This window comes from uncultured Romboutsia sp., assembly GCF_958366745.1.
Classification (GTDB): Bacteria; Bacillota; Clostridia; order Peptostreptococcales; family Peptostreptococcaceae; genus Romboutsia; species Romboutsia timonensis.
The window spans coordinates 1-13,581 of sequence record NZ_CATXCO010000047.1; the positions used below are offsets into that span (position 1 = coordinate 1).

Annotated in this window: 16 protein-coding genes; all 16 read left to right on the plus strand. The window is 28.8% G+C overall.

The features are described 5' to 3' along the window. The first annotated feature begins 199 nt into the window (after positions 1-199). Positions 200-802 carry a hypothetical protein gene (locus Q5F54_RS05095; RefSeq protein WP_071119471.1) on the plus strand — a complete coding sequence of 201 codons (603 nt, stop codon included), beginning with the start codon at positions 200-202 and terminating at the stop codon, positions 800-802. A 150-nt stretch (positions 803-952) separates the two neighbouring features. After that, entirely contained in the window at positions 953-1,462 is a 510-nt protein-coding gene (ruvC, locus tag Q5F54_RS05100; protein WP_071119472.1) for a crossover junction endodeoxyribonuclease RuvC, read from the plus strand. Further along, the gene (gene ruvA, locus Q5F54_RS05105) at positions 1,455-2,057 is read left to right on the plus strand and encodes a Holliday junction branch migration protein RuvA (RefSeq protein ID WP_071119473.1); all 603 of its coding nucleotides are present in this window, start codon (positions 1,455-1,457) and stop codon (positions 2,055-2,057) included. The genes ruvC and ruvA overlap by 8 nt, the downstream gene beginning before the upstream one ends. Before the next feature lie 17 nt (positions 2,058-2,074). Then, positions 2,075-3,091 carry a Holliday junction branch migration DNA helicase RuvB gene (gene ruvB, locus Q5F54_RS05110; protein ID WP_281538369.1) on the plus strand — a complete coding sequence of 339 codons (1,017 nt, stop codon included), beginning with the start codon at positions 2,075-2,077 and terminating at the stop codon, positions 3,089-3,091. A 176-nt stretch (positions 3,092-3,267) separates the two neighbouring features. Further along, the gene (gene queA, locus Q5F54_RS05115) at positions 3,268-4,293 is read left to right on the plus strand and encodes a tRNA preQ1(34) S-adenosylmethionine ribosyltransferase-isomerase QueA (RefSeq protein ID WP_071119475.1); all 1,026 of its coding nucleotides are present in this window, start codon (positions 3,268-3,270) and stop codon (positions 4,291-4,293) included. 27 nt (positions 4,294-4,320) lie between these two features. Further along, a complete protein-coding gene (locus tag Q5F54_RS05120) occupies positions 4,321-4,785 on the plus strand; it encodes a phosphate-starvation-inducible PsiE family protein (RefSeq protein WP_281538368.1) in 465 nt (154 codons plus the stop codon). A gap of 79 nt (positions 4,786-4,864) precedes the next feature. Then, complete coding sequence (tgt, locus tag Q5F54_RS05125) at positions 4,865-5,986, plus strand: tRNA guanosine(34) transglycosylase Tgt (protein WP_302334053.1); 1,122 nt, start codon at positions 4,865-4,867, stop codon at positions 5,984-5,986. Positions 5,987-6,073: 87 nt separating this feature from the next. Then, complete coding sequence (gene yajC / locus Q5F54_RS05130) at positions 6,074-6,358, plus strand: preprotein translocase subunit YajC (protein WP_071119478.1); 285 nt, start codon at positions 6,074-6,076, stop codon at positions 6,356-6,358. A gap of 70 nt (positions 6,359-6,428) precedes the next feature. Next, positions 6,429-6,791 carry a TIGR04086 family membrane protein gene (locus tag Q5F54_RS05135; RefSeq protein WP_071119479.1) on the plus strand — a complete coding sequence of 121 codons (363 nt, stop codon included), beginning with the start codon at positions 6,429-6,431 and terminating at the stop codon, positions 6,789-6,791. A 67-nt stretch (positions 6,792-6,858) separates the two neighbouring features. Continuing rightward, complete coding sequence (gene scfA / locus Q5F54_RS05140; protein WP_071119480.1) at positions 6,859-7,002, plus strand: six-cysteine ranthipeptide SCIFF; 144 nt, start codon at positions 6,859-6,861, stop codon at positions 7,000-7,002. Between the two features lie 143 nt (positions 7,003-7,145). After that, complete coding sequence (locus tag Q5F54_RS05145; RefSeq protein ID WP_281538367.1) at positions 7,146-7,340, plus strand: hypothetical protein; 195 nt, start codon at positions 7,146-7,148, stop codon at positions 7,338-7,340. Between the two features lie 157 nt (positions 7,341-7,497). Then, the gene (gene murJ, locus Q5F54_RS05150) at positions 7,498-9,045 is read left to right on the plus strand and encodes a murein biosynthesis integral membrane protein MurJ (RefSeq protein ID WP_281538366.1); all 1,548 of its coding nucleotides are present in this window, start codon (positions 7,498-7,500) and stop codon (positions 9,043-9,045) included. Positions 9,046-9,323: 278 nt separating this feature from the next. Further along, complete coding sequence (locus Q5F54_RS05155; RefSeq protein WP_281538365.1) at positions 9,324-9,833, plus strand: HD domain-containing protein; 510 nt, start codon at positions 9,324-9,326, stop codon at positions 9,831-9,833. Between the two features lie 235 nt (positions 9,834-10,068). Next, entirely contained in the window at positions 10,069-11,442 is a 1,374-nt protein-coding gene (gene scfB / locus Q5F54_RS05160) for a thioether cross-link-forming SCIFF peptide maturase (protein WP_071119484.1), read from the plus strand. Positions 11,443-11,448: 6 nt separating this feature from the next. Continuing rightward, on the plus strand, positions 11,449-11,949 hold the full coding sequence (locus tag Q5F54_RS05165; protein ID WP_071119485.1) for a gamma carbonic anhydrase family protein: 501 nt from the start codon (positions 11,449-11,451) through the stop codon (positions 11,947-11,949). Between the two features lie 57 nt (positions 11,950-12,006). Further along, the coding region (locus Q5F54_RS05170; protein ID WP_302334054.1) for an AarF/ABC1/UbiB kinase family protein at positions 12,007-13,581 on the plus strand (1,575 nt) is incomplete at its 3' end.

Here is a 13,581-nt window from a genome sequence, read left to right on the forward strand (position 1 = left end):
CAATAAAATCTAATCTATCATAAATTACTCGAATATATGAACTCAAATTATCACCCCCACTAAATTATATTAAACATATACCTAATAATATGTACAGATTATTAATAATGGAACGATAAAATAAAAATAGTAATATTTGGATAAAATGTATAAAAAAATAAGGTATGGCAACAATATTTGATATAAGGAGGTTATATATATGTTCGAGAGAAAAGAGCCCTTCCAATGGAAGATACCTATATTAATACTAACAGGGATATTAGTACTAAGTGGAGGTATTTATATAGGAGTAAAAACTAGAAAAGTAGAAGAGAAACCAGCATTTAATAATGAAACTATAAATGAAGAAAATGAAGAAACTAAAGATTCATTTGGATTAAGTGAAAATTGTGAAATTTGGTTATATAAACGTAGTGAAGAAGGAAGTTTAATAGACTCAGAGCCTAATATGATAGGATTTGCTCCAAAAGAATTACTTGATAAAACTAAAGAAGAAATACGAACATATTTATCTGAGCAATATCCAGATAAAGAGATTGATAGTATAACACAACATCAAATAGTATTATCGGAAAAAGCTCCTTTAAAGGACACATCAAGAAGTAATAAATATTCTTTAGAAGTAGAAAATGGATTTATAGGACTTTATAAATATGATATAAATGGAAATAGAGAGTTAATAGAAAATACAGAGATTAAATTAGATTCCTTACCACAGTCAGTTCAAGAAGAAATTCAAAAAGGAGTAGTAGTTGATACTCAAGATGATGCATATTCAAGACTTGAGAGCTTTGGAAGTTAATAAAAACAACCTAATATATAAGGTTGTTTTTTTGTGTATACAAAAACTTATGATATAATGTATTAGAACATAAGTTTTGCATATTTTGTAAAGTATATATATCATTATGGATATAGATAAAATGAAATTTTTTAGGAGGAAGCGGACAGTTTGATAATACTAGGCATAGATCCAGGGATAGCAATAGTTGGATATGGAATAATAGAATATAAAAATAGTAAATTTAGAGTAATAGATTATGGCGCAGTAACTACTCCTGCAGGTATGGATATATTAAAAAGATTAGAACTTGTTTACAAGGGAATAGATATGCTTATAAAAAATTACAATATAGACGAAGTCGGTATAGAAGAACTATTCTTTAATAAAAATGTAAAAACAGCAATCACAGTAGCTCAAGCAAGAGGGGTTACTATGCTTGCTTGTGCTCATAATAATAAACCTGTTTATGAATATACACCACTACAAGTAAAACAAGGTGTAGTTGGATATGGAAGAGCACAAAAAGCTCAAGTACAACAAATGGTTACATCATTTTTAAATCTAAAAAAAGTACCAAAACCAGATGATGTGGCAGATGCTTTGGCGGTTGCAATTTGTCACGCACATGCTAATAAGTTAGAAAAAACTCTAAAGAATATAGGGGGAAGTTATGTATAGTTATATAAAAGGAACAGTAGAAGAAATTAACTTAGATTATATAGTAATAGATAATAACAATATAGGATATAAAATAAATGTATCTAGTAATACTATAAAAGATTTACATTTAGGAAATATGGCAAAAATTTATACTAAATTAATAGTAAGAGAAGATGATATGAGCCTTTGTGGATTTGCAACTAAAGAAGAGATGAAGATGTTTGAACTTTTAACTTCAGTATCAAAAATAGGGCCTAAAGTAGGTTTATCCATATTATCATTTGCATCACCAGGGCAACTTGGGGCATATATATTAAGTGAAGATGTAGCTAAACTTTCTAAAGCTCCAGGTGTGGGTAAAAAGACAGCAGAGAGAATAGTACTTGAATTAAAAGATAAAGTAGATAAAAATAATGTTGAGTTTGAACCAACATTACTTTCAAGTGAACCAATAGCTGTATCTAAAGATGAAGCAGTAGATGCATTAGTAGCCCTTGGATATTCATCAGCAGAAGCTAAGGAAGCCGTTGACAAGTGTAAAAAGGATGGGCTAAATACAGAAGATATAATAAAGAAATCTTTAACTTATATAATGAGTAAATCCTTAAGATAGAAAGGAGATGAGTGTTAATGTTTGATTTTCAAGATGAAGATAGAATAATAACATCAACAATGAAAAATGAAGATATAGATGTTGAAAATAGTTTAAGACCAAAATCTTTAGACGATTATTTAGGTCAAGAAAAAGCAAAAGAGCAACTTAAGATATTTATAGAAGCTGCAAAAAGTAGAAATGAACAACTTGATCATGTTCTTTTATATGGACCACCAGGTCTTGGTAAAACAACTTTAGCAAGTATAATAGCTAATGAGATGAGTGTAAATTTAAGAATAACATCAGGACCAGCTATAGAGCGTGCTGGAGACTTAGCAGCAATACTTACAAATTTAAATGAAAATGATGTGTTATTTATAGATGAAATACATCGTATAAATAGAAGTGTAGAAGAAGTTTTATATTCAGCTATGGAAGATTTTTGTTTAGATATAATAATAGGAAAAGGGCCATCAGCAAGAAGTATAAGACTTGACTTACCTAAATTTACATTAATAGGTGCAACAACTAGAGCTGGTATGCTTACAAATCCACTTAGAGATAGATTTGGAGTTATATGTAAACTAGATTATTATACAGTTGATGAATTAGCAAAAATAGTAGTAAGATCCTCAGAAATTTTAGGTGCAGAAATACAAATAGGTGGAGCAACTGAAATAGCAAGACGTTCAAGGGGTACACCAAGAATAGCAAATAGACTTTTAAAAAGAGTAAGAGATTACGCTCAAGTTAGAGCAGATGGTAATATAACTGATGATGTTGCAAACAAAGCATTAGAGTTATTAGGTGTAGATAGTCTAGGACTTGACTATGTAGATGAGAAGCTTCTAATGACTATAATCCAAAAGTTTAGAGGAGGTCCTGTTGGACTTGATACACTAGCGGCATCTATAGGAGAAGATAGAAATACTATAGAAGATGTTTATGAACCATATTTACTTCAATTAGGATTTATAAATAGAGGTACAAGAGGAAGGATAGCTATGCCACTAGCATATGATCATCTTAATATGCCTTATCCTACTAAATAAAGAATAGACATAGAACATGATACGATAATTTTTAAGTTACATTAATGTGTGTATAATAACATAAATAGATATAATTTCTAAAAATACACATAACATATATTTAATAGGTGTATAGAAAAAATATACTTTTTTTGTTATTATGGTAACTGTATAAAATTTTGGAAAGGAAGTTTAAATTGAAAACAAGCGACTTTTATTTTGACTTACCAGAAGAGCTAATTGCTCAAGTACCTATATTAGATAGATCAAGTTCTAAATTAATGGTACTAGATAAAGAAACTGGAGAAATTGAACATAAAACATTTAAAAATGTAATAGATTATCTAAATCCTGGGGATTGCCTAGTTCTTAATAACACTAGAGTAATACCGGCAAGACTTATAGGTGAAAAAGTAGATACAGGTGGTAAGATAGAATTCTTATTACTAAAAAGAACAGAAGAGGATACTTGGCAAGCATTAGTAAAACCAGGTAAAAGAGCTAAAATAGGAACTAAGTTTTCTTTTGGAAATGGAAAACTTATAGGAGAAGTAGTAGGTTTAGCTGAAGAAGGTTCTAGAATAATTAAATTCCATTATGAAGGAATATTTGAGGAAGTTTTAGATGAACTTGGAAATATGCCTCTACCTCCATATATAACAGAAAGATTAGAAGAAAGAGAAAGATACCAAACTGTTTATTCTAAGCATAATGGTTCGGCAGCAGCACCGACAGCAGGTCTTCATTTTACTGAAGAATTACTTCAACAAATAAAGGATAAGGGTGTAGATATAGCATTTGTAACCCTTCATGTTGGACTTGGAACTTTTAGACCAGTTAAGGTTGATGATGTATTAGAACATGAAATGCATTCAGAATATTATATGGTAGATAAAGAAGCTGCACAAAAGATAAACAATGCTAAGAAAAATGGACATAACGTAGTTTGTGTAGGAACAACTAGTTGTAGGACAGTAGAATCAGCAACTAATGAAGAGGGTATAATAGAAGAAACTAGCGGATGGACTAATATATTTATTTACCCAGGATACAAATTTAAAATGGTAGATAAACTTATAACTAATTTCCATTTACCAGAATCAACATTAATTATGTTAGTAAGTGCACTTTCTAGCAAAGAGAATGTACTAAATGCTTATGAAACGGCTGTAAAAGAAAGATATAGATTCTTTAGTTTTGGAGATGCTATGATTGTAAAATAGTTAAATAGAGAATATATAGGGGGAACTATGAAAAATATAGATAAAAGTAATATATCACTAAGAGTAGCGTATATATTTGAATCAATATTAGCCATGGTAGTTTTAATAGCAGTATTTTTGGGAACGATAGATGTCCTAAGAATGATATGGACTGCATATATCGTTGAATATCATACTCCTGTTGCATATAGTCAATTAAATGATATACTAGCACAAATACTTCTTTTAGTTATAGCTATAGAGTTCGTGGTTATGTTATCTTTGCATATACCAGGTACAATAATAGAAGTCTTATTGTATGCAATAGCAAGAAAGATGTTATTACTTCCCAAAAGTGGAGGTATGTTAGAAGTATTATTAGGTGTAATTGCAATAGCTGGATTATTTACAATCAGAAAATATTTGTTAACAAAAGACAATAGTAATATGAACATAACGAGTATACATTATGACCGCGATGATGATATTATAGATGCTAAAGACCCTATATAAGATGACAAAACTTTAGATACAGTAAATATATAAAATTTAATATAGATAAACAAAAGACTACATTAAGGAGACAAAAAACATGAGTGCAATAAGATATGAACTTATAAAAACATGTAAACAAAGTGGGGCAAGGCTTGGAAGACTTCATACTCCACATGGTGTTATAGAAACACCTATATTTATGCCTGTTGGAACTCAAGCAACAGTAAAATCAATGACACCAGAAGAACTTAAAGAAATAGGTTCACAAATAATATTAAGTAACACATATCATTTATATATGAGACCAGGTCACGATTTAGTTAAGGAAGCTGGTGGATTACACAAGTTTATGAATTGGGATAGACCAATACTTACAGATAGTGGAGGATTCCAAGTATTTAGCTTAGGTCCACTTAGAAAAATAACAGAAGAAGGTGTTCACTTTAGATCTCATATAGATGGATCAAAACACTTTATAAGTCCTGAAAAAGCTATGGAAATACAAAATGCTTTAGGTTCAGATATAATGATGGCATTTGACGAATGTGCTCCATATCCTGCTGATAGAGAATATGTTAAAAACTCTTTAGAAAGAACTACAAGATGGTTAAAAAGATGTAAAGAAGCTCATAAAAATACAGAAAAACAAGCTTTATTTGGTATAATCCAAGGTGGAATGTATAAAGACTTAAGAGAACAATCTGCTAAAGAAATATTAGAACTTGATTTACCAGGTTATGCAGTTGGTGGTTTAAGTGTCGGAGAACCAAAAGAATTAATGTATGAAGTATTAGATTATACAGTACATTTAATGCCAGAAGATAAGCCAAGATACCTAATGGGTGTTGGTAGCCCTGATGACTTACTAGAAGGTGTTATAAGAGGAATAGATATGTTTGACTGTGTATTACCTACTCGTATAGCTAGAAATGGTACAGCTATGACTAGTGTTGGTAAAGTAGTTGTTAGAAATGCAAAATATGCAAGAGACTTTGGGCCATTAGATCCAAACTGTGATTGCTACTGTTGTAAAAATTACACAAGAGCATATATAAGACATTTAGTTAAGGCTAACGAAATATTAGCATCAAGATTAATAACTACTCACAATTTACACTTCTTATTAAACTTAATGAAGCAAGTAAGAGAAGCGATAATGGAAGATAGATTATTAGACTTCAAAGAAGAATTCTTCAAGGCATATGGATACACAAAATAAATTAAAATGTACTATTAATTAGAATCATTTTAATATATAATATTTAATATATATAAATAATTTTTAAACTTTGAAGGAGTGAAAAAGATGAGTCCGCAAACACAACAGATGATCATGGGATTACTTATGTGGGTTGTAGTATTTGGAGTATTTTATTTCTTACTAATAAGACCACAAAAGAAAAAAGATAAAGAATTAAAAGAAATGAGAGAAAACTTAAACGTAGGAGATAAGGTTACTACTATAGGTGGTATAATAGCTCACGTTGCTAAGGTTGAAGAAAATGCTGTAATATTAGAAATAGGGCCAAATAGAACTAAAGTACCATTTGAAAAATGGGCTATAGGTAAGGTTGAATCTAAAGAAGCATAATAAATAGTAATGTTTGTACCTTTTCTTGAATATATATTAACGAGTATATATTCGAGGGGAGGTATTTTTTATGGAGAAAACAAATTACATTCTAAAGGGCTTAGGATATTCATATATATTAACACTAGCAACTCTATTAATATATAACTTAGCCCTTACATTTACTAGTTTATCAGGAAATTCTATAGCTATGGCATCATCTGCAATAACTACTGCATCATCAGCATTTGGAGGATTTTATGCATCAAAGAACATAAAAGAAAAAGGCCTTATATACGGTCTGTTAGTTGGCCTTATGTACATAGTATGCCTTACATTAATAGTATTTTTAGCAAAGGATAGTTTTGTATTTGAAATGGATATATTATACAAAGTATTGTTAGTATCTCTAGCTGGTGGCATTGGTGGAGTTTTAGGTGTAAATTTTAAATAATATTCCACATTTGGAAAATTATATGATATAATCATTTAAGAAACTTTTGAGTAGGAGGTATTTAAAGATGGAAAAGAAACATGTAAAAACTTTATCTAGTGCTACTTTAAAGGAAAGTGCTGCAAAAGGTGGATGTGGTGAATGTCAAACTTCTTGCCAATCAGCTTGCAAAACTTCTTGTACAGTTGCAAATCAAGAGTGTGAAAGATAATAATTTATAATAAACACTACAAAAGGCGTCATTATTATGACGTCTTTTTTGTATGCTAAATTTTATAAAAATATATATTAGAGTAATAACTATGGCTATTGCTAATAATATATATATGCTCAAAATAAGAGGAGGTAATAGTTATGAAGAATAAAGATAAACAAAATAAAAGTATAGAAGATTTAACATATGACATATTAGGGAATGCTTTTGTAGGTAACTTATTTGATATATCAAATGATATAGACAATACATCACAAAATCTTGTAGCATATTTAGAATTAGAGGACATAAAAAAATTAAGTAAAAAACATAAAGGTAACATTGAAGAAAAGTAATTTTTAGTTAAAATTTTAATCTTTAATTAAGGTTGAGTTAATCTATAAAATATAAAATGGATATATATAACTTTTATTTTATAAACTGTTATACATTATATTAAAATAGAGAATAATCAAATAAATAAGAGTTAATAAAGTATAGGAGAGAGAAATCATGTCAAGAGTAGCAAAGGCAGCTGTAGGATTAATGGCGGCAACTTTAGTTGCTAAGATTCTAGGCTTTGGTAGAGAATTAGCCCTAGCTTCAGCATATGGAGCATCAGGAGTTAGTGATGCATTTTTAGTGGCTATGAATATACCAGCAGTAATATTCACTGCTATAGGTACATCTCTAGGAACTGCATTTATTCCACTTTATTGTGAAGTAAATGCAAATAAAGGAGAGCAATCATCTAATAAGTTTACAAATAATGTATTTAATATTGTTGTAATTATATGTATAGTTATTTCGGTGATAGGAGCGATATTTACGCCACAGATAGTAAAAATATTTGCTGTTGGGTTTGAAGGTGAAACGCTTAGATTAGCAATTTATTTTACAAGAGTAATGATATTAGGACTAGCATTTTTAGGAATGAGCTATATAATGATGGCATACCTACAAGTAAAAGAAAATTTTATAATACCAGGTTTTATGTCAGTTCCGTACAATATTCTTATAATTATATCAATAATTGTAAGTGTGAAAATAAGTCCTTATTTATTGCCTTGGGGTACTTTAATTGGATTATCACTTCAATTTTTATTTCAACTTCCATTTGCAATAAAAAAAGGGTATAGATATAAGCTGTACATAGACGTTAAAGATGAGCATCTTAAGAGAATGCTTTGGCTTATAGCTCCAGTTTTAATAGGAGTTGCAGTTAATCAAATAAATACTATAGTAGATAGAACTATAGCATCTACATTAGTTGAAGGTAGTATATCTGCATTAAACTATGCGACAAAACTAAATCAATTTGTTATGGGAATGTTTATAGTTTCTATATCATCTGTTGTATACCCTATGTTGTCGAAGTTATCATCTGAAAACAACAAAGAACAGTTTAATAAATCAATAATAACATCGGTAAATACTGTTACATTATTAGTTATACCAATATCTATTGGAGCAATAATACTTGCAAATCCAATTGTAAAATTGTTATTCCAAAGAGGTGAATTTGATGTTAGAGCAACTCAAATGACAGCTGTTGCACTTATATTCTATTCAATTGGTATGATTGGATACGGTCTTAGAGATATATTGGGAAAAGTATTTTATTCATTACAGGATACTAGAACTCCTATGATAAATGGAGTGATAGCAATGGTTTTAAATATAACACTTAATATATTATTTGTTAAATATACTAATATGCAACTTGCAGGACTTGCATTTGCAACTAGTATATCAGCACTATTTACTATAGCATTATTATTTATAAGCTTAAGAAGAAAAATAGGTAGTTTTGGTGGTAAGTCAATAGCACTGGGTATGATTAAGTCCTTGATTTCAGGAATTATAATGGCAGTAGTAACTTTATTTGCATATAATACTATAGCTAATATACTAGGTAGTGGATTTATAAAAGAGGTCATAACTTTAGCGCTATCAGTAGGAATAGGTGCAATAGTTTACGGTACAAGTATAATAATACTTAAAGTAGATGAAGTTAATATAATTTTAGAGAAAGTTAAAGGAAAGCTCAATAGAAAATAAATTGAGATGGAGATATTTTAAGATAAATACTTGTTTTAAAATACTCCATTTTTTATTATAATGATATATCATTTGAGTTATGTGAAAAGCGAATTTTAAGCAACGGATACATCTGTAGCGGTAGCAAAGATGTATCGTTGGCGATATGAGCGAAGCGAATTTTAAGCAATGGATGTATCAGTAGCGTTAGCGAAGATGTGTTATTGATGTTATGATCGAAGTAAAATTTGACAAAATAAACTGTAAAATCCTTAATTAAGAAATAGAAGGAGAAAATCATGATACCTAAACGAGTAAAGCAATTTTATGTTAATGTTACAGATAAGATGACTGAAAAAGATTATGATTATGCTAATGAAATACTAAATAAAAAAGAGTTGGAATTATTCATGAAGTTATCTAAATCAGAACAAAAGCATAGTATTAGAATAGCGAAAGATATAGAATTTATTATAGATAATAATGAGACTGATGATGAAGAGATATTAAAAAATAGAAACTTATTAATGAAGTCAGCTTTGTTACATGATATAGGAAAAATTACGAAACGATTAAATGTGATTGATAAATCTATAATAGTTATATTAAACAAATTAACTAAAGGAAAATTAAAAAGTATTAAAAAATCTAAAAAAATACAGTGTTACTATAATCATAGCAGTTATGGCTATGAAATTTTAAAAGATATAATTGATGATACGGTTATATTAGATATAGTTAAAAATCATCATAGTGACAATGGTAATAATCTGGTTAACTTTTTTAAACAGATAGATGATAAGAACTAGATATTTATCTATTATGAGGTTATATTAAAAAGTAAAGTAAACTTATATAAATATTAAAGTGAAGATAGATTTATTTTTTGTCAAATAATATGGAATTAAAAGGTATTAAAGGCGAATGTTGTAATAATCTTGCTTATACCTTATATAAGTTATATAATGAAGAATAGATTAATTTTAATTCGAGTAAGGTGTGTTGATATACATAAATCGAATTGATAATTTGGAGGAGAGAAAAATGAGTATGATACATAAGTTCTCAATGAACGGATATAATATAGTACTAGATGTTAACGGAGGAGCAGTTCATGTTGTTGATGAAGTTGCTTATAACCTAGTTGACTTATATAAGGAAAAAACTAAAGAAGAAATAATAGAAAGTTTAAAAGAAAACTATACAGTAGAGCAAATAAATGAAGCTTACGATGAAATAAAGACTTTAGAAGAAGAAGGACTTTTATACACAGAGGATACATATCAATTCCATCCAAGTTTCGTAGCTAGAAAAAAAGTAGTTAAAGCTTTATGTTTACATGTTGCTCATGACTGTAACTTAAAATGTAAGTACTGCTTTGCTGCACAAGGGGATTTTGGTGGAGAAAAGCAAATGATGAGTTTTGAAGTTGGTAAAGCTGCAATAGATTACTTAATAGCTAACTCAGGAAATAGAAGAAACTTAGAAATAGATTTCTTTGGTGGAGAGCCACTAATGAACTTTGATGTAGTAAAACAATTAGTTGAATATGGAAGAAGTATAGAAAAAGAAAATAATAAAAATATAAGATTCACTATAACTACAAATGGTATATTATTAGATGATGAAAAGATAGAGTACATAAATGAAAATATGCACAACGTAGTATTAAGCTTAGACGGAAGAAAAGAAGTAAATGATAATATGAGACCTACATTAAATGATAAAGGAAGTCATGATATCATATTACCTAAGTTCAAAAAACTTATAGAAACTAGACCGAAAGACAAATATTATTATATAAGAGGAACATTTACAAGAGAGAATTTAGATTTCTCTGAAGATGTTATGCATTTTGCAAATGAAGGATTTGCACTTACTTCTGTTGAACCAGTTGTAGGAGATGAGTCAAATCCGTATGCATTAAGAGAAGAAGATATGCCAAAAGTATTTGAAGAATACGAAAATTTAGCAGTTAAATATGCTGACATGTTAAAGGAAGGGAAAGATTTTAAATTCTTCCACTTTATGATAGATTTAAATCAAGGTCCATGTGTAATAAAGAGAATAACAGGATGTGGAGCAGGAAATGAATATCTTGCTATAACTCCAGAGGGAGATATATATCCATGTCATCAATTCGTTGGAAATGAAGATTATAAATTATCTAACATAATGAATGAAGAAATAGTATTCCCTCATGATTTAACTGAGAGCTTTAAGAATGCTCATGTATATAGTAAAGAAGATTGTAAAAAGTGTTGGAATAAATTCTACTGTTCAGGTGGATGTCATGCAAATGCAACTAACTTTAACGGAGATGTTATGAAGCCGTATGAATTAGGCTGTGAAATGCAAAAGAAAAGAACAGAGTGTTCAATAATGATACAAGCAAAATTAATGTTAGAAGGTGAATAATACTCAATGATAAAAGGATACAAAGGAGTAGAACCTAAAATAGATGAAACTGCATTTATAGCAGACAGTGCTGATGTTATAGGTCAAGTTAATATAGGTAAAAATGCAAATATATGGTATGGGACTGTTTTAAGAGCAGATGATAACCATATAACTGTAGGTGAAAACACAAATATACAAGATGGAAGTGTAGTGCATATATCAGAGGGATATCCTACAGTTATAGGTGATAATGTAACTATAGGTCATAAATCAATAATTCATGGATGTGAAATTGGAAACAATACATTAATAGGCATGGGTTCAATCGTTTTAGATGGAGCTAAAATTGGAGAATTCACTTTACTTGGAGCAGGAAGTTTAGTCCCACCAGGAAAGGAAATACCATCAGGTGTTTTAGCTATGGGTTCACCTGCTAAAGTAATAAGAGAACTTTCAGAACAAGAAAAAGAAAATCTTACTAAATCAGCATTAAAATACGTAAAACTTGCAAATAATCATAAGTAACAAAACTAAAGGGGCAATCATTATATTGCCCTTTTAAAATTTTAGGAGTGGAATCTAGTGAGAATAAGTTATAAAAACTTAAAAAGATATAAAGAAATTGCACATGTACTAATTAAATATGGATTTTCCGTTATTGTAGAAAAGCTAAATATAGAGGAAGTAGCATATAAAATACCTATTACAAATCCTTCTGAGGAAATAAAGAATATGTCTACTGCTACAAAGATTAGATGTGTAATAGAAGAATTAGGTCCAATATATATAAAATTTGGGCAACTATTAAGTACAAGAAAAGATTTATTTGACCAAGATATAATAGATGAACTTTCTAAATTAAGAGATAGTGTAGAACCATTTGATACAGATATAGCAAAAGCTATATTTAAAAATGAGACTGGATTAGATATAGATGATATTTTTAAGGAATTTAATGATATTCCTATAGGGTCTGCATCTATAGGTCAAGTTTATGAAGGTAAGTTAAAAAATAATGAAGATGTAATTGTAAAGATACAAAGACCTAATATAGAAGAAACTATAAAATCTGATATAGAAATATTGAGAAGCATAGCTTTAGCATTAAAAGATTTATATAAAGATATTGATATAGACTTAAAACAGGTAATAGAAGAATTTAATACTCAATTAATGAGAGAGTTGGACTATAATTTTGAAGCTATGAATGCTATCAAGTTTAAAAAGATGTTTGAAGATAGCAAAGAAGTATATATACCATCTATATATAGTGAATATAGTACTGAAAAAGTATTAATAATGGAAAAAATAATAGGTATAAAGTTAAGTGATATTTCAAAAATAAGAGAGCTAGGTTGGAGTACGAAAAATATAGCGGAAATAGGTGTAAGATCGTTATTTAAACAAGTATTCGAATATGGATTTTTTCATGGTGACCCACATCCAGGAAATATATTTGTAGTAAGTAGCAACTGTATATCATACATAGATTTTGGAATGATTGGGATTATAGACAGTAAGACCTTAAACTTTTTAAATCATATGGCAATTGCAATAAGCAAGAAAAATATAGATAGGGTAATTCACTTATTAATAGATATGAATATACTAAATTCAGATATAGATACTAGTAGTTTTAGACAAGATTTATTATATTTAATGCACTACTATTATGATGTACCAATAGAGAAGTTAAGTATAGCTAATATTTTAAATGATATGTTTAGATTTCTTAGAAAATATAAAGTATGTATACCATCTCAACTTTCTATGCTTGCAAAAACTATAATAACTTTAGAAGGAACTGCTAGAAATTTAGATCCAGATTTTTCAATATCGTCAGTAGCACAAGAATTTATCAAGTATTATTATATTAATAAACTTAGTATTGATAAGATATTACTTAGGGCTAAAGATAATACAGAAGAAATAATTTTTGATATTAGATCAATTCCAAAACAGTTAAAAACTATACTTAGAAACTTAGAGAATAATAATATTAAAATACAAATGGAAGATATAAAGTTTACAAGCTTGGAACGGTGTATAACTGATTTGGCTACAAAACTTTCGCTAAGCTTAGTTCTAGCATCTATGGTTATTGGTTCTTCTCTTATAATATCATCACAAAATATAAATCGAAATATTTGGATAAAA

Coding starts and splice junctions, on each gene's coding strand:
- yajC (WP_071119478.1), top strand. CDS start 6,074: ATGAGTCCGCAAACACAACAGATGATCATGGGATTACTTATGTGGGTT.
- Q5F54_RS05135 (WP_071119479.1), top strand. CDS start 6,429: ATGGAGAAAACAAATTACATTCTAAAGGGCTTAGGATATTCATATATA.
- murJ (WP_281538366.1), top strand. CDS start 7,498: ATGTCAAGAGTAGCAAAGGCAGCTGTAGGATTAATGGCGGCAACTTTA.
- Q5F54_RS05165 (WP_071119485.1), top strand. CDS start 11,449: ATGATAAAAGGATACAAAGGAGTAGAACCTAAAATAGATGAAACTGCA.
- scfA (WP_071119480.1), top strand. CDS start 6,859: ATGGAAAAGAAACATGTAAAAACTTTATCTAGTGCTACTTTAAAGGAA.
- Q5F54_RS05095 (WP_071119471.1), top strand. CDS start 200: ATGTTCGAGAGAAAAGAGCCCTTCCAATGGAAGATACCTATATTAATA.
- tgt (WP_302334053.1), top strand. CDS start 4,865: ATGAGTGCAATAAGATATGAACTTATAAAAACATGTAAACAAAGTGGG.
- Q5F54_RS05120 (WP_281538368.1), top strand. CDS start 4,321: ATGAAAAATATAGATAAAAGTAATATATCACTAAGAGTAGCGTATATA.
- Q5F54_RS05155 (WP_281538365.1), top strand. CDS start 9,324: ATGATACCTAAACGAGTAAAGCAATTTTATGTTAATGTTACAGATAAG.
- ruvB (WP_281538369.1), top strand. CDS start 2,075: ATGTTTGATTTTCAAGATGAAGATAGAATAATAACATCAACAATGAAA.
- Q5F54_RS05145 (WP_281538367.1), top strand. CDS start 7,146: ATGAAGAATAAAGATAAACAAAATAAAAGTATAGAAGATTTAACATAT.
- ruvA (WP_071119473.1), top strand. CDS start 1,455: ATGTATAGTTATATAAAAGGAACAGTAGAAGAAATTAACTTAGATTAT.
- scfB (WP_071119484.1), top strand. CDS start 10,069: ATGAGTATGATACATAAGTTCTCAATGAACGGATATAATATAGTACTA.